Annotated in this window: 19 protein-coding genes; 13 read left to right on the forward strand and 6 right to left on the reverse strand. The window is 48.9% G+C overall.

The features are described from left to right. Positions 1-105: 105 nt before the first annotated feature. Complete coding sequence (locus MHM93_RS08360) at positions 106-534, reverse strand: Lrp/AsnC family transcriptional regulator (RefSeq protein ID WP_053909376.1); 429 nt, start codon at positions 532-534, stop codon at positions 106-108. A 162-nt stretch (positions 535-696) separates the two neighbouring features. Here MHM93_RS08360 and MHM93_RS08365 point away from each other — a divergent pair, with 162 nt between their 5' ends. The 4 genes from MHM93_RS08365 to MHM93_RS08380 are packed head-to-tail and all read left to right on the forward strand — an operon-like array spanning position 697 to position 5,271. Further along, entirely contained in the window at positions 697-1,902 is a 1,206-nt protein-coding gene (locus tag MHM93_RS08365) for an aspartate aminotransferase family protein (RefSeq protein ID WP_239448661.1), read from the forward strand. Positions 1,903-1,927: 25 nt separating this feature from the next. Then, positions 1,928-2,962, forward strand: a complete 1,035-nt coding sequence (gene astA / locus MHM93_RS08370; protein ID WP_022946782.1) for an arginine N-succinyltransferase — start codon at positions 1,928-1,930, stop codon at positions 2,960-2,962. Between the two features lie 3 nt (positions 2,963-2,965). Next, positions 2,966-4,432, forward strand: a complete 1,467-nt coding sequence (gene astD / locus MHM93_RS08375) for a succinylglutamate-semialdehyde dehydrogenase (protein WP_239448662.1) — start codon at positions 2,966-2,968, stop codon at positions 4,430-4,432. Between the two features lie 35 nt (positions 4,433-4,467). Further along, a complete protein-coding gene (locus tag MHM93_RS08380; RefSeq protein WP_022945492.1) occupies positions 4,468-5,271 on the forward strand; it encodes a DUF1338 domain-containing protein in 804 nt (267 codons plus the stop codon). 3 nt (positions 5,272-5,274) lie between these two features. Here the strand turns inward: MHM93_RS08380 and MHM93_RS08385 are convergent, their stop codons facing one another. Further along, the gene (locus MHM93_RS08385) at positions 5,275-5,526 is read right to left on the reverse strand and encodes a TIGR03643 family protein (RefSeq protein ID WP_045979941.1); all 252 of its coding nucleotides are present in this window, start codon (positions 5,524-5,526) and stop codon (positions 5,275-5,277) included. Positions 5,527-5,627: 101 nt separating this feature from the next. Here MHM93_RS08385 and MHM93_RS08390 point away from each other — a divergent pair, with 101 nt between their 5' ends. Next, positions 5,628-5,768 carry a DUF2256 domain-containing protein gene (locus MHM93_RS08390; RefSeq protein WP_239448663.1) on the forward strand — a complete coding sequence of 47 codons (141 nt, stop codon included), beginning with the start codon at positions 5,628-5,630 and terminating at the stop codon, positions 5,766-5,768. Positions 5,769-5,849: 81 nt separating this feature from the next. Continuing rightward, the gene (locus tag MHM93_RS08395) at positions 5,850-6,746 is read left to right on the forward strand and encodes a DUF4231 domain-containing protein (RefSeq protein WP_239448664.1); all 897 of its coding nucleotides are present in this window, start codon (positions 5,850-5,852) and stop codon (positions 6,744-6,746) included. A gap of 2 nt (positions 6,747-6,748) precedes the next feature. On the opposite strand, the gene MHM93_RS08400 is transcribed toward MHM93_RS08395, so the two are convergent. Next, positions 6,749-7,573 (reverse strand): redoxin family protein, encoded by an 825-nt coding sequence (locus MHM93_RS08400; protein ID WP_239448665.1) that lies wholly within the window; start codon positions 7,571-7,573, stop codon positions 6,749-6,751. Between the two features lie 56 nt (positions 7,574-7,629). Here MHM93_RS08400 and MHM93_RS08405 point away from each other — a divergent pair, with 56 nt between their 5' ends. Next, complete coding sequence (locus tag MHM93_RS08405; RefSeq protein WP_239448666.1) at positions 7,630-8,448, forward strand: helix-turn-helix domain-containing protein; 819 nt, start codon at positions 7,630-7,632, stop codon at positions 8,446-8,448. Here the strand turns inward: MHM93_RS08405 and MHM93_RS08410 are convergent. Beyond that, positions 8,432-9,412 carry an MBL fold metallo-hydrolase gene (locus MHM93_RS08410; protein WP_239448667.1) on the reverse strand — a complete coding sequence of 327 codons (981 nt, stop codon included), beginning with the start codon at positions 9,410-9,412 and terminating at the stop codon, positions 8,432-8,434. The genes MHM93_RS08405 and MHM93_RS08410 overlap by 17 nt on opposite strands. A 92-nt stretch (positions 9,413-9,504) precedes the next feature. On the opposite strand from MHM93_RS08410, the gene MHM93_RS08415 reads away from it, so the two are divergent. The 6 genes from MHM93_RS08415 (at position 9,505) to MHM93_RS08440 (ending at position 16,064) form a co-directional block, all read left to right on the forward strand. Continuing rightward, on the forward strand, positions 9,505-9,762 hold the full coding sequence (locus tag MHM93_RS08415) for a DUF3081 domain-containing protein (RefSeq protein WP_022943876.1): 258 nt from the start codon (positions 9,505-9,507) through the stop codon (positions 9,760-9,762). Positions 9,763-9,817: 55 nt separating this feature from the next. Further along, positions 9,818-10,117 (forward strand): hypothetical protein, encoded by a 300-nt coding sequence (locus tag MHM93_RS08420; protein ID WP_130146496.1) that lies wholly within the window; start codon positions 9,818-9,820, stop codon positions 10,115-10,117. Further along, a complete protein-coding gene (locus tag MHM93_RS08425) occupies positions 10,110-11,579 on the forward strand; it encodes an FAD-binding domain-containing protein (RefSeq protein ID WP_239448668.1) in 1,470 nt (489 codons plus the stop codon). The genes MHM93_RS08420 and MHM93_RS08425 overlap by 8 nt, the downstream gene beginning before the upstream one ends. 201 nt (positions 11,580-11,780) lie before the next feature. Beyond that, positions 11,781-13,370: an AbgT family transporter gene (locus MHM93_RS08430; protein WP_026110962.1), complete on the forward strand. Its 1,590-nt coding sequence runs from the start codon at positions 11,781-11,783 to the stop codon at positions 13,368-13,370. Positions 13,371-13,886: 516 nt separating this feature from the next. Next, on the forward strand, positions 13,887-14,276 hold the full coding sequence (locus MHM93_RS08435) for a DUF6173 family protein (RefSeq protein ID WP_239448669.1): 390 nt from the start codon (positions 13,887-13,889) through the stop codon (positions 14,274-14,276). Positions 14,277-14,705: 429 nt separating this feature from the next. Beyond that, complete coding sequence (locus MHM93_RS08440; RefSeq protein ID WP_239448670.1) at positions 14,706-16,064, forward strand: DUF2254 domain-containing protein; 1,359 nt, start codon at positions 14,706-14,708, stop codon at positions 16,062-16,064. Here MHM93_RS08440 and MHM93_RS08445 read toward each other — a convergent pair. Both MHM93_RS08445 and MHM93_RS08450 read right to left on the reverse strand, forming a co-directional pair. Continuing rightward, positions 16,061-18,286, reverse strand: a complete 2,226-nt coding sequence (locus tag MHM93_RS08445) for a DUF5916 domain-containing protein (RefSeq protein WP_239448671.1) — start codon at positions 18,284-18,286, stop codon at positions 16,061-16,063. The two genes, MHM93_RS08440 and MHM93_RS08445, sit on opposite strands and share 4 nt — an antisense overlap. Before the next feature lie 139 nt (positions 18,287-18,425). After that, positions 18,426-18,854 (reverse strand): excinuclease ABC subunit A, encoded by a 429-nt coding sequence (locus tag MHM93_RS08450; RefSeq protein ID WP_022943864.1) that lies wholly within the window; start codon positions 18,852-18,854, stop codon positions 18,426-18,428. Position 18,855: the final 1 nt, after the last annotated feature.

An 18,855-nucleotide genomic window follows, 5' to 3' on the forward strand; every position in this document is an offset into this window, starting at 1 on the left:
ATCTCTTTACAACTAAAGCATGAATTTGTCATATTTTAGTGCATATGATTAAAAACCAAGCACTTTATGGTTATTTATTGTACCTCAAGGAAACATTTTCCTACATCAGCGTTTAAATTTTGTTTCTAAAATGACTGATGAATTGGTGCGCTCTACGCCATCCAGGTTGCCAATATCATCAAGCAAGTGACTAAGCTTTTCGAGATTTTGCGCTTGCACTACCGCGATCAGGTCAAACTCGCCACTGATGGCATATAAGTCGGTAATCGCATCTATGTGCTTGAGTTCAATGTTGGTTTTAGTGGTGAGCTTTTGTTTCACCTTAATCGACACATGGGCTGACACCATGGATGATAAATAGGCGTCACCATACTCGACACTATAACCTTTGATAACGCCACTTTCTTCTAGCTTTTGCATCCGGCTTTGTACCGTCGAACGAGATAAATCCAGTGCTCTGGCCAAGTCAGAAATACTGGCGCGAGCATTGGTGCGCAGCAAGGACAACAACTTTTCATCTTGTGGGTTAACCATTTTGCATGCCTTTTTCGTTATTTTGATGGCTATTATAATCAATTTTAACAATATGGCACTGCAAATTGAACTTGATTAACGGCACCATAGCAATAAGTTTTAATGAATCTATGCTTGGTGCAGCAATGACTCGGCCAAGCACAGTAAAAATAAAGGTGTGTCATGCAAGTAAATCGTGAACTATTTAATGAAGTAATGGTGCCAAACTACAACCCGTCAGCGGTTATTCCGGTAAAAGGGGAAGGCTCTCGCGTTTGGGACCAACAAGGTAATGAATTTATCGATTTCGCCGGCGGCATCGCGGTAAACTGCCTGGGCCATTGCCACCCAGCTCTGGTTACTGCATTAAAAGAACAAGGTAGTAAAATCTGGCACCTTGCCAACGTTATGACCAATGAACCGGCTCTGCGTTTAGCGAAAAAACTCACCGACGCAACCTTTGCCGATCAAGTGTATTTTGCTAACTCCGGCGCTGAAGCCAATGAGGCGGCGTTAAAACTAGCTCGTCGTTGGGCGTTGGATAATTTCGGCGAAAAGAAAGCAAAAATCATCGCGTTTAACAAAGGCTTCCATGGCCGTACCTTCTTTACCGTTACCGTGGGTGGCCAAGCCGCTTACTCTGATGGCTTTGGGCCAAAACCGGGTGAAGTGGTTCACTGCGATTATAACGACCTTGAGACTTTTAAGTCGTTTATTGACGACGACACCTGTGCGGTGATGATGGAGCCATTGCAAGGTGAAGGTGGGATCATTGCCCCTGATATGGACTTTGTTAAAGGCGTACGTGAACTGTGCGATAAGCATAATGCGTTACTTATTTTTGATGAAGTTCAAACCGGTGTTGGTCGTACGGGTGAGCTTTACGCCTACCAAGGCCTAGGCGTAACACCAGACATTCTTAGCTCAGCTAAAGCACTGGGCGGCGGCTTCCCTATTGGTGCCATGCTCACCACTAAAGAGATTGCCAAACACTTAAAACCGGGCACGCATGGTTCAACCTACGGCGGTAACCCACTGGCCTGTGCGGTCGCTGAAGCAGCATTTGACACGGTAAACACACAGCAAGTGTTAGAAGGGGTAAAAGTGCGTGAACAGCTATTCCGTGACGGTCTCAATGCTATCAATGAAAAGTACAACGTGTTCAGTGAAGTGCGTGGTAAAGGCTTGCTATTAGGCGCGGTTCTTAACGCCGACTACCAAGGCCGCGCCCGTGATTTCCTTAATGCGAGCGTTGAAAACGGCTTAATGAGCTTAGTCGCAGGTGCCGATGTAGTTCGCTTCACGCCATCGTTGGTGATCCCTGAAGCAGATATCAAAGAAGGGCTTGCACGCTTCGAAAAAGCCGTTGCTTCGCTGGTTAACGCCTAGTGACCGCACGGCTAAGAGCCTACTTATGTTAGTACTTAGACCTATTCGCGGCGATGACTTCGCCGCGCTAAAACAAATCGCCATCGAATCGGGCCATGGTTTTACCTCGCTGCCTGTCGATGACGAGTTGTTACAAGCAAAAATCGAGCGCTCTGAGCGCAGTGTTGAAAAGCATGTCAATGGCCCCGGCGACGAGGGCTACTTATTCGTACTGCAAGATACCGAAAGCGGTGATATTGTCGGCACCACCGGCATTGAGGCGGCAGTCGGTATGAGTGTACCGCTGTATCATTATCGGCGCTCCACGTCGGTGCATCACAGTCCAAGCTTAGACGTTTACAACCGCGTAGATACTTTGTCTATGTGTAACGATTACACTGGCTGTTCGGAGATCTGCACCTTGTTCTTGCGTGAGCCGTATCGGCGAGGACTCACCGGACGCTTCTTATCGCGCATCCGTTTTTTGTTTATGGCCGAACACAGCGACCGCTTTAGCGACACCATCATCGCAGAAATGCGTGGGGTCAGCGACGAGCACGGCCATTCACCTTTTTGGCAATGGTTGCAACAACACTTTTTTAGCATCGAGTTCCCTCAAGCCGACCACTTGGTGGGCTTAGGTGATAAGACCTTTATTAGTGAGTTGATGCCGAAGTACCCCATTTACGTCAACCTTCTCAGTGAAGCGGCCCAAGCGGTCATTGGCCAGGTCCATGACAACACCAAGCCGGCGTTACGACTGCTGCAACGCGAGGGTTTTGAGCACCGTGGCTATGTTGATCTCTTCGATGCTGGGCCAACGGTGGAGGCCAAGCTAGGCAATATCAGCACCGTTCGCCAATCGAAAGTATGCCCTATTCTCATCAAAGAGCAGCTTGAACCGCAGGCCACCACTTGGGCGTTATGTAACGATAAGGTCGCCGATTTTCGCGCTATCTTTAGTGATGCCGTTGAATATTGCGACATCAAGCACCAACTTTATATCAGTGCCGAGGCTGCTGACACTTTAGGCGTCAGCCAAGGTGATTCAGTGCGCTTTTTCGCACTCTCTAGTCGTTAAGGAATGGCTATGAATGTTCAATTTATAAATAACCAATGGCTGGCCGGTGAAGGCCCGCGTTTTGAATCGATAAACCCCGCTACAGACAGCGTTGTTTGGCAAGGCCAAGGCGCCAGCCCAGAGCAAGTCGATACCGCTATCGCCAGCGCCCGTGCCGCACAATTTGCTTGGTCACAGAGTGCACTTGATGACCGTATTGCCGTACTCGAGCGCTTTGTCGAGCAGTTAAAGGCCAATGCCGAAGAGCTCGCCACCACCATCGCCGAAGAAACGGGCAAGCCCATTTGGGAAACGCGCACCGAAGTCGGCGCCATGACCGGTAAAGTGGCTATCTCGATTCGCGCTTATAAGGAGCGCACCGGCACGGTAGAAAACCCGATGCCCGGAGCCAAAGCCTTTATTCGTCACAAGCCCCATGGCGTGGTGGCGGTTTTTGGCCCTTACAACTTCCCAGGTCATTTACCCAATGGTCACATTGTACCTGCCTTATTGGCTGGCAATACCGTGGTATTTAAACCATCAGAGTTAACGCCTAAGGTCGCCGAGCATACTCTCAAACTTTGGCAACAAGCTGGTTTGCCAGATGGGGTTATCAACCTAGTACAAGGTGAGATTGAAACGGGTAAGGCCCTGGCCTCACATCAAGACATTGATGGCTTATTCTTTACCGGCAGCTCACAGACCGGGCACTTATTGCACCAACAATTTGGTGGTCATCCGGGCAAAATCTTGGCGCTGGAAATGGGTGGCAATAACCCATTGATTGTCAAAGGTGTCAGCGACATCGACGCCACGGTTCATGATATCGTGCAATCAGCCTTTATTACCTCAGGTCAACGCTGTACTTGCGCTCGCCGCCTATTTATTGAGCAAGGTGAACAGGGCGATGCCATTATCAAGCGTTTACTTGAAGTAACCAGCAACATTAAAATTGCCGACAGCTTCGCCGAAGAGCAGCCATTTATGGGCGCGATGATCAGCAAAAAAGCGGCAGCGGGCATGCGTGCAGCGTACGAGCAATTGCTTGCACAAGGCGCTACGTCACTGCTGGAAATGCAACACCTTGATACAAACACCGGTTTTGTTAGCCCCGGCATTGTTGATGTCACTAACATCGACCTGGCCGATGAAGAGCACTTTGGGCCGCTGTTAAAAGTGTACCGCTACAGTGATTTCGACAGCGCCATCAATGAAGCAAACAATACCTCATATGGTCTATCAGCCGGTCTTTTAGGCGACAGCCAAGCTGATTACGACTACTTTTTAGGACGCATTCGCGCTGGTATCGTTAACTGGAACCGCCCCATCACCGGTGCCTCAAGTGCCGCACCTTTTGGTGGTATTGGCGCCAGTGGCAACCACCGAGCCAGTGCCTATTATGCTGCCGATTACTGTGCCTACCCGGTAGCGTCGGTGGAAGCACCCACGTCTACCTTGCCGGAAAAACTTGCGCCGGGCTTAATACTTTAAAAGAATCAAACGCATCTATGTGTTAAGGAATTATTATGCATAACAATGTAAACACACTATTTGAACACTTGTGGGACAACTACCTTGAAGTGACTCCATCAGCCGTTAAAGTGCACGAGCTACTAGGCTCGACTCAACGCGATGACGTTATTAACGACCATATTGCGCTGCGCACCTTTAACTTGCCTAAGGTTGGCTTAGAAAAGCTCGCTGCGCACTTTAAAGCCGTGGGTTACAAAGAATGTGGCGAGTATCACTTCGAAGCGAAGAAACTCTACGCCAAGCATTTTGAGCACGAAGACCCGACTCAACCTAAAGTGTTTATCTCTGAGCTGCTTGTTGAACAGTTCTCAGATGAGCTACAAAAGACCGTTCATGAGATGGTTGATAGCATTGATGAAGACGCTGTCACTGCAGACAACTTCTTATACTCTGGCACCCATTGGGATGTCAGCTATGAAACCTATCAAAAGCTGTTGGCAGAAAGTGAATACGCTGCCTGGATGTCGGCTTGGGGTTATCGCGCTAACCACTTTACAGTGAGTATTAACCACTTAGCGCAATTTGATACCATTGAGCAGGTGAATCAAAAGCTTAAAGATGCTGGCTTTAAACTGAATACCTCGGGCGGTGAGATTAAAGGCTCTCCAGAAGTGCTACTAGAGCAGTCATCAACGCTAGCTGACGATGCGAAGGTGGCTTTTTCAGACGGTGAAAAGGCAGTACCAAGCTGCTTCTATGAGTTTGCGCTGCGCTACTTAAAGCCTGATGGCGAAATCTACACTGGCTTCGTCGCCGCTTCTGCGGATAAGATCTTCGAAAGCACCAACGCCCGTTAAGCGTTAACGGTGCTTATACTGAGTCTTGCAGTATCCGCGTTCAATACGCGGATCACGCAAGGCTTGGTGTTTACTTTTGCGACCACTAACCCGCGCTCGCCAAAGACGAAAACTCCCCGCCTTTAGTTCACGACGCATCAGTTTTATTACCGCTTGCTCATTGAGACCGTAGAGGCGTTCAATGGCCTCAAACGGGGTTCTATCTTCCCACGCCATTTCAATAATACGCGAATGATCGCCAGCACCTCTGTCCATCGTATCTCCTACTCATTGATTAAAATAACCACGCCTATTAGCCATAACGGCAACAAGGCTCATGGTGCAGTTAAACCTTGGCAAAGGTGGGAAAGATCACTGTGGCGCACAAAAAAGTTAACCTTCCTTATAAATATTGTCCGGTGTGTGGCTTGCGCTTTACGTGGCGTAAAAAATGGCGCAACAACTGGCCTTCTGTACGCTATTGTTCGAAGCGCTGCGCAGCTAAAGGCGTAAGCTAAGCACTTTATTATCAAGGTGTTTTCTAGCATACTTAGCGCATATATGCCGCTATTGGATTTTACACTAAGGAAGGGTTGCGCATGGGTGCAAAGCAAGATGTTACTGCCGAGCTACTACCGGATTGGGATCACTATATTGCGAGCGAGCCCAATCGGGCCCTAGCGGATATTTATCAGCGCGCAGGCGCTCGCAGCCAAGACATTCGCAACTGGTATTGGCGCAGTATTCAATCCAAACGCCGCGCCTCATTAACGGTGCGCATTCTGACTTTCTCTTTGGTTATTCTTGGGGCTTTACTGCCTATTTTTGCCGGTCTATTTGAGCATTACCAACAGCGTCTATACCTAACCCAAGCAGGTGTCGGAGCACTTGCTCTGGCGGGACTGTTACAAGCGGCAGATCGTATTTTTGGTTGGTCCAGCGGTTGGATCCGCTATATTTCCACGGTAACAGAAATGGAAAGCCTCAGCCGACGCTTTGAGGCCGACTGGTCACAGTATATTTTACACCGCCAACAGCCACTGCAACAGGACGATGTACGCGCCCTGTTTGATTTGTCGCGCCACTACTTAGCGCGCACCGCACAATTACAAAAAAGCGAAACTCGGCAATGGGTGTCAGAGTTTGCCACCGGCAATGAATTGCTCGGTGAACTTATCCAACAATACCAAGCACCGTCGCAGCCAAGCGAATCAATATCAGCGCCATCAACCACGCAACCGAGTGCCCAACTTGGGGCGGTGAATGTTAAGGTGGAATTTAGCCACAGTCCCTACTGTTATGCCATTGCCATCGACGATGCCGCCCCGATACGTTGTTGTGCCCAAACGTGGACACAGCGTCATCTCGCACTTGGCGCGCACATCATCAAAATCTATGACGAGCAAGGTAACGAAGTGCTGGCGCAACAAACTTTTTATGTCAGCGCGGCACAGATTGCCGAACTCACTATTGCCTTGCCGGCACGCTCAACATAGCCTTATTGGCCTGCGTGGGTATTACTGTGTAGCAAGTGTGGCAACGCTTTGACCTGATAGGCTTTAAAAAGTTGGCCGCCGTTATCTATGATAATATCAATGCTGGGGTGAAATTGCTGTGCAAACACCTGCACATCCGCCGGCGTGGTCCACAAGTTTGACACTACCACCACCACTTTTTTGCCTTGCTCGGCGAGCTTATTCACCCGCTCACGGCTCGCTTGACACTGGCGCGCCGTATCCGCCTTGCGCTCTTGCCAGTAACTTTCGCACCATGTGGCGCTAAATAGCACTGCATCTGCCAAAGGGAGCTTTGTTGGCGATGGGTCATTTTCTCGATGCATCTTGGCTGGCAGTGGCTGCGCGTTGGCTAATGCCGTAAGTGCCTGGGCCAACTGTTCATCGCTTTGATGGCTGCGATAGACTAATTGCCCTTGGCGATTAAACAGCAAATGCAATGGCGTCCCTTGCAAGCCGACCTGGGTTGCTAATTGCTTATGCTCATCCTGAGCAATCGTCATATCCAGTTGAAAACGCTCAACCACCTTGTTAATGGCCTGCGCATCATCGTTCAGGTCGATGTTAACGGCAATAAAGGCTAATTTATCGCTAAAATCTTGATAATGCTGCTGCAATTTTGGCATCTGTTGCATGCACGGGCTGCACCAGCTTGCCCACATCTTTACATACAGAGGCTTCGCCCCCTGCAAGTGCGCGAGAGACACTGAGGTACCGCCTTTTAGCTCTTTTAGCTGAATGTTGTGCAATGGCGCGGCGTGGATGAACCAAGAAACGAATGTAAAGGTCAAAAGTACGAAGTATTTCATTGTTGCTACCTAGTTATTGCGATGGCCCTAAATTAGCAATATGCTGGTGGCAAAGCTTGAACAAAACCGACAATGTCATGACCTCGCCCACACGTATATTGAGCAGCCAGTATTATCGTCCTTTAAGCGACTTTGCCCTGCAAATAAAGGCACTGTCTGTAGGTGGTGTGGCGCAGGTATGGCAGGCGCGAACCGGCGCTGAACAGCCCTACTCGCAGCAATTGTTACACGCTGATGCGCGCATGGGCTTGCTCGCACTTACGCAGGGTCAGGCTTATTTAGGCGAGCAGTTGTTAACGCCGGGGCTGTACATCACCGGTTGTCAGCAGCATAGCAAGGTGTTGAGCTGTGCAGCGGGCACTCATTTGCTCGGTGCCCGTTTTCATTTGGCGGCACAGGGCAGTTTCATCAGACAACCCGCCGCAGAGATGGTGAATCAATGTATTCGCATTGATGATATCGACACCGCCCCGCAACTGCACCGCGCCGCGCGATTCAGTGACGCGCAACCGTTTTTTGATATGATTAAAACCCTGAGCATCCATTTGCCCCGCCAGCAACAAGTGCTCAGCGGCGCCGCGATTGAGGTGTGCACCAGCTCCGCCGATTTAGCCGAGCAACTGGGTAAAACGCCGCGCACTATCGAGCGCTACTGCAAACACCACATTGGCATTTCCTTGCGCAGCATTCATAAACTGCAACGAGTGGCCCGCGCTCGCGAGCGCATAAAACATCAGCGCCAAACGTCTTTAACCGAGTTGAGTTATGCACTCAATTTTGCCGATCAGGCTCACTTTAGCCGTCAGTTTAAGCAAGTGGTTGGGCTCAGCCCGCGTGATTATCAACAACTCAAATGGGCTAATCGTTCGGCCTAAAGGGCTGAGTAAAGCGCGCGTGTATCAGCGCACTGTGGCCCTGTTTGTCTACACCAACACATAAACCATCTTCCGCCAAATACAGTGCTCCGCTATACCTGTCTGTGGCAATGTCAGCGATGTGCGCCATCATTGCATCTCCCCCGTATCGGGCACTGAAATGGGTGAGTATCAGGCTCGGCACCTGGCGCTGTTGGGCATAGTCACAAATGCGCTCAACGTCGCTGTGGCCAGTGTGAAACCCAACCTTGTGCAAATCTTTGGCGGTGAAAGTCGCCTCATGAACCAATAACTGAACCCCTTCGATAAGCGGGTCTAAGCATTGCGGCTTTTCATTATCACCACACACCATAACGCAGCGCGCTGGCCACGACGGGTAGGTATATTGGGTGGCCGTTAAGGTGCGGCCCTCAAAGGTTACGTCTTCACCACGTTGCAGCTGATTATAATGGCGGCCTGAGCCGATATGGTGGCGCTTAAGCTGTGCAATATCCAGCTTTAATGGGATGGCATGCTCGTCAAAGCGATACGCCTTGCTTGGCACCCGGTGTTGTAGCGCGCAGCTGCGCACTGAGGCCCAAGAGCCTGAGTACTCATCAAGCACATCATAATCATAAAGCTGCAAGGGAAAGTTCAATTGCCAATCACTGAGCTTAAGGGTGGCACTGACAAACTCCAGCACCTGCCCCGGGGCAATGATGGTAAGTGGCGCTTGGCGGCCACTGAGTCCGGCCGAGGCAAGCAGTCCCGGCAAGCCATAGCAATGGTCGCCATGTTTATGGGTAATAAATATCGCTTCAAGGTGATAAAGACTGAGCGTGGTTTTTAATATTTGATGCTGCGTTGCTTCACCACAATCGACCAAATACCAAGGCTTTTTATCCTCTCGAAACACCGCATAGCCTGAGACATTGCGCGTTGATGTCGGTGTGCCCGAACTACTACCGAGAACCTGGACCTGCATTGTGGCCTCCTTGAACAAATGAAGGTGTTGGTTGATTTTACGCACCTTACCCCCAAAATATAAGTAACGACAGCAACATTGTGAGAGCCGCGATGAAAAACGAAATAGACAGTAAGACCCTGCTGCGGGTCTATGAACATATTCAAAAGCATGGTGAGCAAACCGACGAGGGCAAGTTCTATGAGGGGCTCACGGCATTTTCTGATGTTGATGGCTATACCGTCTATCTACAAGGAAGTGGTGTGTTAATGCGCTTTGGTTTTCACAACACTTACCACCTCGACTACCAAAGTGATAAGAACAAAGAAGATTTCATCAAAAAAATTGAGGCGATAGCTAAACAAGCTTGATCGCTGCGTCACTGTGCCTGCGTATATCCTTTCATAGCAGTTTAAGGAGATAAATGTGCGCAGGCCTCGAGGTCCAAGAAAGACCCCCAAGACATTACAACACCATAGCGAGCAAGTAGTCGCCGCACTAAAAGCGGACCCGAGTAAGCTCGAACTGATCAAAAATAACTTGGAATATTACCGCCAGCAGCGCCACCTTAAGCGCGGCTTTTTACTAGCCATCGAGCGTTTTGATTGGGTTTTTAGCGCGCACAGCGATGTCGACGAAATCTGCGATGCCCTGCTGCGCGACGATTATATCGGCAAACGCTTACGCCGTTATCCCCTGCTCTACAAAGGGGTATTGGATGATTAGCTTGGTGTGGTTAAAGCGTGATTTGCGCATTAATGACCATGCCCCTATTCATTTTGCCGCGCAAAGCATGCGCCCGGTGCTGTGTCTGTACGTGATTGAGCCCGAATATTGGTGCCTTGACGACACCAGCGAGCGCCAGTTTCGTTTTATTGCTCAAGCATTGCACTCCCTGGCAACTCAACTTGAGCGTATCGGCGGGCGGTTATTAGTGCGTCGCGGAGAGGTGTGCGACATCTTAGCGCGCATCCATCAACATGCGCCTATCCATACCCTGTATAGCCACCAAGAAACCGGCAATTCGTGGACGTATAGCCGAGATAATCAGGTGTTTTCATGGTGTCGCGAGCGCAGCATTGCCATTGCCACCTATCGCCAACAGGCAGTATTTCGTGGCGCCATAGAACGCGATCATTGGCAATCAAAGGCGCAGCACTGGCTTAAGCAGCCGCAACTAGAAAGCCCCACACATATAACGAGTTTGCTTGGCCATCATGATGGTTTAGCATTACTAGATCGCTATCCGGGCAACGATAACCTTATTGCCAGCGGTGCCCAGCATGGCGCCCACGCCTGTGCCTTGGCCACCCAGCAAAGCTTTTTAGCAACGCGCATGCACAACTATCGCGGCGGCATTTCCTCGGTACTCAGTGCCCCCACCCGGTGCTCTCGTTTAAGCCCTTACCTCGCCTATGGCGTGATCAGCCTACGCGAAAGTATCCAGAGCCTGGGTGCTATCAAAGGCGCCGCAGGCCATAAGCGGGCGGTATTGGCCCGTTTGCATTGGCACAGTCATTTTGTACAAAAGCTGGAGTCAGAGCCGAGCTATTGTGAACACGCAGTGCACCGCGACCTCATTCATTTACGCGCCGAGCAGTTCGATGAGCAGCAATTTTTAGCCTGGTGCCAGGGGCAAACGGGTGTGCCCTTTATCGACGCCTGCATGCGTTTTTTGCATCACTATGGTTGGATTAACTTTCGTATGCGCGCCATGCTTATTGCCTATGCCAGTTACCAACTCTGGTTAGATTGGCGTCAACCAGCGGCGTTTTTAGCAGCGCAGTTTGTCGACTACGAACCCGGGATTCATTATCCCCAAGTGCAAATGCAATCGGGCTGCACCGGTATCAATCCGTGGCGAATGTACAACCCGGTGACACAAGGACAAAAATACGACCCGCGCGGCCATTTTATTCGCCGCTGGCTGCCCGAGCTGAGCAAGGTACCGAGCGCCTATGTGCACACCCCGTGGTTATACAATGGCCTCAGTCATGACACCTACCCGCGCCCGAGTGTGCTTCCGGACATTGCCCTGCGACAAGCGAAAGCGCGCATTGCCGATTATTATCAGCGCCATGTGAATAGCCGCGAGACGGCGCGCGTGGGCCACCAACATGGTTCCCGTAAACGCCAGCGCAAGGCATCAAGTAAAACAAAATCAAGCAAACAACTGGGATTATTTTGATCCCTTAGCACTGTTGGTGCGTAACTATTATTGCTTTTCCCTAAAGCATTATGCCCCTGAGCGGGCAAGCAGAGGTGCCCACCTCTGCTTTTTTTTTGGCTATCCATCGCGCGCTGCTCGGCTTTGACCGATAAACGATGACCGCCGCGCGCAATAATGGTATCTTTTGCGCCATTTGTGACTCCAAGGACAATAACAGGTATGAGTAAAGCAGTCTCATCTGACATGCCAGAACAACAAAAGGGGTGGTTTAATCGCTTTCTAGCAACGGTCGAGTTTCTCGGCAACCTGCTGCCTCACCCTATCACTCTGTTCGCACTTTTTTGTGTCGCCATTGTGGTTATCAGCGGCATAGCCGACTGGGCCGGCCTCAGTGCCATAGACCCGCGCCCTGAGGGCGCTAAAGGACGCGACCCAGATGGTGTTATCGAAGTCGTGAGCTTATTTAGTGCCGAAGGCTTACGCCGTATCTTTGAAGGGTTAGTAACTAACTTTACCGGGTTTGCGCCGCTAGGCACAGTATTAGTGGCCTTACTAGGGGTGAGCGTTGCTGAACACTCGGGGCTACTGTCAGCGGCCATGCGTGGCATGGTCATGGGCGCCTCTAAACGCTTAGTAACGTTTATGGTGGTGTTTGCTGCGATATTATCAAATACCGCATCAGAGCTTGGTTATGTGGTACTTATTCCCCTTGCAGCAATGATTTTCCACAGCCTTGGACGCCACCCTCTGGCCGGTTTAGCGGCGGCTTTTGCCGGGGTTTCCGGTGGCTACAGCGCCAACCTTTTATTGGGCACCATTGACCCATTGTTAGCAGGGATCACCACCCCAGCGGCACAAATGATTGACCCTGACTACCAAGTAGGTGCCGAGGCCAACTATTACTTTATGTTTGTTTCGGTGTTCATGATTGCCATTTTAGGCACTTGGGTCACTGAAAAAATCGTTGAGCCGCGCTTGGGTAAGTATGACCCCAGTGAAGCCAGCATTGATTTGGGCGAGAATAAAATCGACCACCTGAGCAAAAAGGAAAAAACCGGCCTCAAATGGGCAGGTCTTTCGTTTGTGCTTATTGGTGTAATTTTAGCGTTCACCATTATCCCCGATGACGGTATCTTACGCCACCAAGAGACCGGCGAAGTAAAAGGTTCACCGTTCTTAGAAGGCATTGTGGTGATCATATTTATCACCTTCGCTATTCCTGGTTTTGTTTACGGCCGTGTGGTCGGCTCAATGAAAAATGACCGCGATATTATTGATGCCATGAGCAAAAGTATGGGCTCGATGGGCATGTATATCGTTCTGGTGTTTTTCGCTGCGCAGTTTGTCGCCTTCTTCAAATGGACCAACCTCGGGACTATCTTAGCGGTGAATGGCGCTGCCTTGTTGCAAGCGCTGAATCTAACCGGGCCTGAGGTGTTTGTGTTCTTTATTCTTATGTGTGCCATGGTGAACTTGAGTCTCGGTTCATCATCAGCGCAATGGGCAGTAACCGCACCTATCTTCGTTCCTATGCTGATGCTCATTGGTTATGCCCCGGAAACAATCCAAGCCGCCTACCGCATTGGCGACTCGGTAACGAACCTTATCACCCCGATGATGAGTTACTTCGGTCTCATACTTGCGGTTGCAACCAAATATAAAAAGAATATGGGGATTGGCACCTTAGTCGCGACCATGCTGCCTTACAGTATGCTGTTCTTTATTGGCTGGGTATGTTTGTTCTATTTATGGGTGTTTGTGCTCGGGATGCCAGTAGGCCCAGGCTCGCCCACCTACTATCAACCTTAAATAAGAAAAGCCGGCCCATGCCGGCTTTTTTGTATTTGCCCACATAAATTCAAGGCACATTACCTTTGGCGTATGCAGCTGAGGATGTTGAACAAGGTTGCATACAAAAATCTCGTATGAGGTCACGTTATGATTCGAAGTGAATAGCACAGTTAGAAGAAAGTCAGAAACAAAGTAACGCGAGCATTTTAGTGAGCAAAAATCGCTCTCATTTTTATATATCAAAGTTGGAAATAAAAACTCTTTTGAGATATCCAACATCAGATTACTTCAATCGCATAAGTGCTAACGGCCACCTCTCCATTCCTTTGAAAATATACAAAACTGTATATTAAAACAGTTTTAGCGCAGTCGCTCACATAGTCAAGAAAACGAGCAATAGCTATTTTTAATGATACTGGCAATGAGTTAACTAGTCTGTTAAAAATATATCATTCAGAAAAGTGAACTGTAGCGTAGTAGAAAAACGCGCGATTCGCTCGCTATAAACATGTTCTGCCCAAGGAGAAAGAGCACATGGACCCAAATGATTTGATGCCTAGATTTAATCCTGCTGACTTAATGCCAATAATACCTAGAGATCAAAATCTTGCTGATGAGTTTCATAGACGCTTAATTGAATGGATAAATGACTTCCACCGTTTACTCGATGAAGAGCATGAAGCGGGCGCTAGGCTGGTAAGTTTTGGCCAATCTGTAACCTTCCATATCGATGATATTGGGTACTGGAATCCGTCCCTAATATCCTTTCGGGGAAAGAATGAAAACGGCGAGTCTGTGGAGCTTATTCAGCACGTATCCCAAATCAGCATCCTGCTTGTAGCTTTAAAAAGAGAAAATCTGAGTCAGCCAAAGCGACCAATTGGATTTGCAAGTTGGGAAGAATATGACGAGCAAAAAGCATAACACTGCGCTCCAGCCGACATCGGCGCAGTTGCACCTCCTCGGCTGAGCTTGGTCGTTACCGAATAAATACTCTAACGTGTTCTTGTCCAAAAACGAGCTGACCCGACCGTTCATCCTCACTCATAGCTAACCGGCGGATCTCTTATGAACTAACTCACTTAGATGCAAAAATCAGCGGCATAATGCAGCTGTTTTGGCGTAATGCAGCTGTTTTTTTATTGCTCTAATGAGTCATGGACATGACTGTTAGTTGGTCAGGCATCACTAGCCTAAACCGCTACTTTCGAACTTTATTCTGTTGTTTCTAGCTTTATTTAGACGTTTCCAACTTTGTTTAGCATCCACAGCAGCGAAAGCAAAGTCTGCCTAGGCTCACATGATGCGCTGTGCTAGGGTTAGTTTTTAATATTCGCCATGGAGGCTTGTTCAGTGCGTACACCTCGCAAACTTGCTGCCCACTACCGGGCCATCGTCAGCAGCATTGGCTTTTACCCTGCTATTATCATCACCTTGCTACTGTGTTTAGCGATGCTTTTGGCGAGCATCGAATATCATGAGCTGGTGATGGCCTTAAAATCACAGTGGCCGATGTTGTTTGTTGCTGATTTAGACACCGCTAAAACGGTGCTTAACATTCTCGCCGGTGGTCTTATCTCGTTGACGGTGTTTAGTTTTTCTATGGTGATGGTGGTACTTAACAACGCCTCATCCACCCTCTCGCCTCGGGTGTTACCCGGGCTCATTACCATGAAGTCTCACCAGTATGTGCTCGGGGTGTACTTAGGCAGTATTGTCTTTACCTTGGTCACTTTGATGAATATACACGCCGAAAATGGCGATACCCAGCCGCCATCCCTGGGCACCTTTATAGCCTTGATGCTCGGGCTGTACGCCTTGGCGCTATTTGTATTTTTCATTCATTCTATTTCCCGCTCCATACAAGTGGACAATGTGCTTAACACACTGTTTTCGCAAACTCAGCAACAACTGCAAGCCATCGCCCAAGCACAACAGCCCGACATCGCGAAAAAACGCCCTGACTATACCCAGTGGTATCATATAAAAAGCCCTCAAGCTGGCTACTTTAAAGGTGTACATACGCAGCAATTAAGTAAAATCTTGGCACAACATGACCTTGAACTGGTGGTTGAGATTGAACCTGGCTTTTTTTGTGTCGAAGGCTTTCCCTACTTAGCGGTGAATAAAGATATCAGCGATGACAGTGAACTTTGTGAGCAAATTTGTAAGTGCAGTGTTTTTTATATCGAAGAGTATATTGGCGATCATTACAGTTACGGCATTCGCCAAATTGCTGAAATCGCCATTAAAGCGTTAAGCCCAGGGATAAACGACCCCGGCACCGCTGTTAAAGCAGTAGACATGTTGAGTATTTTAATTATCACTCGCCTGCGCATTGCCGATCACAATTACACCTTGGCGCACAGCGAGGAAGAAACGGCCCCTAGATTGTGGTTCTATGAGCCCAGTATCGCTACTTTATTAGAAGATAACTTTGACCCAATCCGCCACTACGGGCGCGAAGACACCACCATTTTAGTGAACCTTCTTGAGGCGCTAAAAAACATTCTGTTTGTATGCGATGGTAATAAGGCTTACGTCGATGCTTTGTATCGCTATGTACAAGCCACCGTATTCGATGCCGAGCACAACATCACTAACCCGTATGAACGAAAGCGTATTGATGAGATGCTTGAACGTGTCAATGAAGTCGCCCAGCGGCGCGGTGATGATGTTCATTTAGCATTATCACCGCAACAACAAAGCTAAAGCTGCCAAGCGTAGCTGATTTTGGTAAAAAATGTACGCTCAGTGCGTTGCAGCTCATCCAGTGAGTCATCTTGATAGCCGCTGTCGGAATAACCGAGATAGAATACCGACTGCGGATTCATTTTGTAGGAATACACCACCTGCGAGCCAAAATCGCGATTGCGCTTATGCACTTGCGAGTAAAGGTAGGCTTGCTGGTTGCGGTCAATATCTTCAAACTGCCAGATGACCTTAAGCATGCTGCGAATATTGAATTTATAGTAAAGTCGCAGGTCCCACTGCTGGGCACGATAAACGGATTGCTCATCAACATCGAGCTCACTGTAATTGTAATTCACCTTAAGCTGCAAATGTTGGTTCACATCCCAGCTCAGGGAGTTTTCAATATCGGCTCCCTCACCAAGGCGAGCATTGCTGTAGTCGATACGTGAACCGTAATCGGCATAAAGCACATAGGTTAAATCTTGATGTGGGCGAATAGAGAACTGCACATACCCATTATTTTGGATAAAGTATTCGCCGTAATAAAGCTCTTCGCTATGCCACATACCAAGCTCGTAAGTAGAGACCAAGGGCCCTTCAGCATATAAATAGCCTTCAAATTCTTGCTCAAGTAAATCGCCATCTAAATCAAAGCTTTTATCCCACTCTAAATCATATTGCCACTTAGTGATGCGGGCGCCATCGTCACCGTACCAGGTTTGCCCGCCACCGAGCACGTACTCGCGAAAATCAGCTTTGGGCTGATAGCCCATATCGGCGCGATAGTCTTCATCAATCTGTTGATACTCGCCACGCAAGTTGTAATCACGCTTAGTGCGCTCAAGCGCCAAACTAATTGCCTTGCCAGACTGATCAGCAGCAACGTCCCAATTTTCGACAAACAGCGCGCTATTATCGGTGTCAGCATAAGACAGTCCGTAGTTAAAGGAGTCGCTGGCATTAAGTGCATAGGTGCCATCGAGGGCTGCTACGGTATTATGATAATCTCCCCCTTGGCGCTGCGTAAGCGTCATCCCTACCCCACTGCGCTGTCCCCAGTCATAACGGTAACGCGCCACCGCATTGGTGACATTATCTTGCAGTTGCGCCAGTGATGAGCCTTGATTACCCGGCAATAAAACAGAGGGGTTGGCATCATCGGCGACTAACGTGGCATAGGTATGCGCGCCCTGCTTGCCGGTGACTTTCACACCATAATCCGGCTCGGCGATGGTGCGGCTGTAAAATAGCTCTTGCTGATTGGTGCGAAAATACGAGGAGCCATCTAAGAAAAACGGTCTTTTTTCGGCGTAATACAATGAAAAATTGGTGTTTACATCGAGCTGCACAGCGTCAGCTTCTACCTGCGAAAAGTCCGGGTTAACCGTGGCATTAAGCAAGGTTTCATCATTGATACGCCAGCGTAAATCGGCGCCCACTTCAACATCAACATCGCCACTTTGCCAATCACCGGGAACGTGATCTTTACTATCATGGCGGCTAGCACTGATATGCGGCGTAAACAACACATCACGATGCTCAGTGCGATTGGCAAGCCCGGTGAGTTTATCAAACTGGCAAAAACTGCATTTTATATCAAGGTCAAAGCCGACATTAGACAAGCGATAGAACACGTCCCTTGGGTAATTACGTGCAATGGAAATGCCCCAGGTAATGGGTTCATCTGTTTTTGGCAGGTTTAATACCGTCAGGGGTATTTTCATTTCGACCACATATCCATCGCTATGAATTTGCGCGGCGCTGTACCAAATGGCATCCCAACTGGGGTCTTCAACCCAGGTATCAAAGTCGGTCGCGAGAATATCGCCTTGAGCACCATAGGCATTAACGAAAAACTCAAAGGCATTGCGCTCATCATTTAGGCTATCGATGATGATACCGACATTGTCGTCCTGCCATAACTCATCTCGGTCTCGCAAGGCTCCGCGAATGGCCTCAGGGTTAGGGTCCTTGGCATCGATGCCTAAATATAGGAATTGGCCATCATCAAATAAGTAGGCGGTAGTATTGACTGGGGAGGCAGCGCGTTCAAGGGGCTCATTCTGAGTGTTAACAGCGACTTGCGTGGCATTTTTCCACACATGCTCGTCAAGATTACCATCGAGTTTTACTTGCTCTTGCAGGTGTGCCAGTGCAAATTGTTTTGCTGGAGGGTATGCAACAACTGTTGCGCTGAAAAGGCTGCAACACGCAGCCAATAATAACACGAAGCGCGCCATAAACGTCCTTATTGGTACTACACCACTGTCTGCGTGGTAATTTTACTTTATGTTAACAAACAAAAAACAAATTACCACCCCTGTGCGGTGAACTTTGTACCTTTTTTAATTTATAGCGCGTGGGCTGTCGTGTGCGGTTTTATAGCTTAACTAACGTGCCCTTAAGAGCCACACCGGCCATTAAAAAACCAGCCCCACACTCAAATTGTTCACTGCTTTTAAATTCACGCTTTTTATAGTACGACTCTATACCCACGACGGCATTCATGCCTTCGCGCTGAGCGCGCTCTTGCAGTGCTTTAAGCGCACTGAGCATCACCCACTCACACGCTTCTTTGTCTGATTTATTAAAGGCATTGGTTTTCTTATTGGTCATAACCTCACCGAAGGTCTCTTTCGCCGCGCTGTGTGGTTGATCGGCAAAGTAAAGGGGCACATCCAATAGCGCATCCTTGGCTTTCGTGGTCGCTAACAAGTCGGCAATAGAGTACTTGCCGATATCATCTCGAGCCGCCACACTGTGCGATGTTGCGGCCACAAGCGCTGCCATTAATAAATATTTTTTCATT

The sequence above is a fragment of the Pseudoalteromonas sp. MM17-2 genome (assembly GCF_022347945.1).
In the GTDB taxonomy this organism is placed as follows: Bacteria; Pseudomonadota; Gammaproteobacteria; order Enterobacterales; family Alteromonadaceae; genus Pseudoalteromonas; species Pseudoalteromonas ruthenica.

Coding starts and splice junctions, on each gene's coding strand:
- MHM93_RS08360 (WP_053909376.1), bottom strand. CDS start 534: ATGGTTAACCCACAAGATGAAAAGTTGTTGTCCTTGCTGCGCACCAAT.
- MHM93_RS08365 (WP_239448661.1), top strand. CDS start 697: ATGCAAGTAAATCGTGAACTATTTAATGAAGTAATGGTGCCAAACTAC.
- astA (WP_022946782.1), top strand. CDS start 1,928: ATGTTAGTACTTAGACCTATTCGCGGCGATGACTTCGCCGCGCTAAAA.
- astD (WP_239448662.1), top strand. CDS start 2,966: ATGGCTATGAATGTTCAATTTATAAATAACCAATGGCTGGCCGGTGAA.
- MHM93_RS08380 (WP_022945492.1), top strand. CDS start 4,468: ATGCATAACAATGTAAACACACTATTTGAACACTTGTGGGACAACTAC.
- MHM93_RS08385 (WP_045979941.1), bottom strand. CDS start 5,526: ATGGACAGAGGTGCTGGCGATCATTCGCGTATTATTGAAATGGCGTGG.
- MHM93_RS08395 (WP_239448664.1), top strand. CDS start 5,850: ATGGGTGCAAAGCAAGATGTTACTGCCGAGCTACTACCGGATTGGGAT.
- MHM93_RS08400 (WP_239448665.1), bottom strand. CDS start 7,573: ATGAAATACTTCGTACTTTTGACCTTTACATTCGTTTCTTGGTTCATC.
- MHM93_RS08410 (WP_239448667.1), bottom strand. CDS start 9,412: ATGCAGGTCCAGGTTCTCGGTAGTAGTTCGGGCACACCGACATCAACG.
- MHM93_RS08415 (WP_022943876.1), top strand. CDS start 9,505: ATGAAAAACGAAATAGACAGTAAGACCCTGCTGCGGGTCTATGAACAT.
- MHM93_RS08425 (WP_239448668.1), top strand. CDS start 10,110: ATGATTAGCTTGGTGTGGTTAAAGCGTGATTTGCGCATTAATGACCAT.
- MHM93_RS08430 (WP_026110962.1), top strand. CDS start 11,781: ATGAGTAAAGCAGTCTCATCTGACATGCCAGAACAACAAAAGGGGTGG.
- MHM93_RS08435 (WP_239448669.1), top strand. CDS start 13,887: ATGGACCCAAATGATTTGATGCCTAGATTTAATCCTGCTGACTTAATG.
- MHM93_RS08445 (WP_239448671.1), bottom strand. CDS start 18,286: ATGGCGCGCTTCGTGTTATTATTGGCTGCGTGTTGCAGCCTTTTCAGC.
- MHM93_RS08450 (WP_022943864.1), bottom strand. CDS start 18,854: ATGAAAAAATATTTATTAATGGCAGCGCTTGTGGCCGCAACATCGCAC.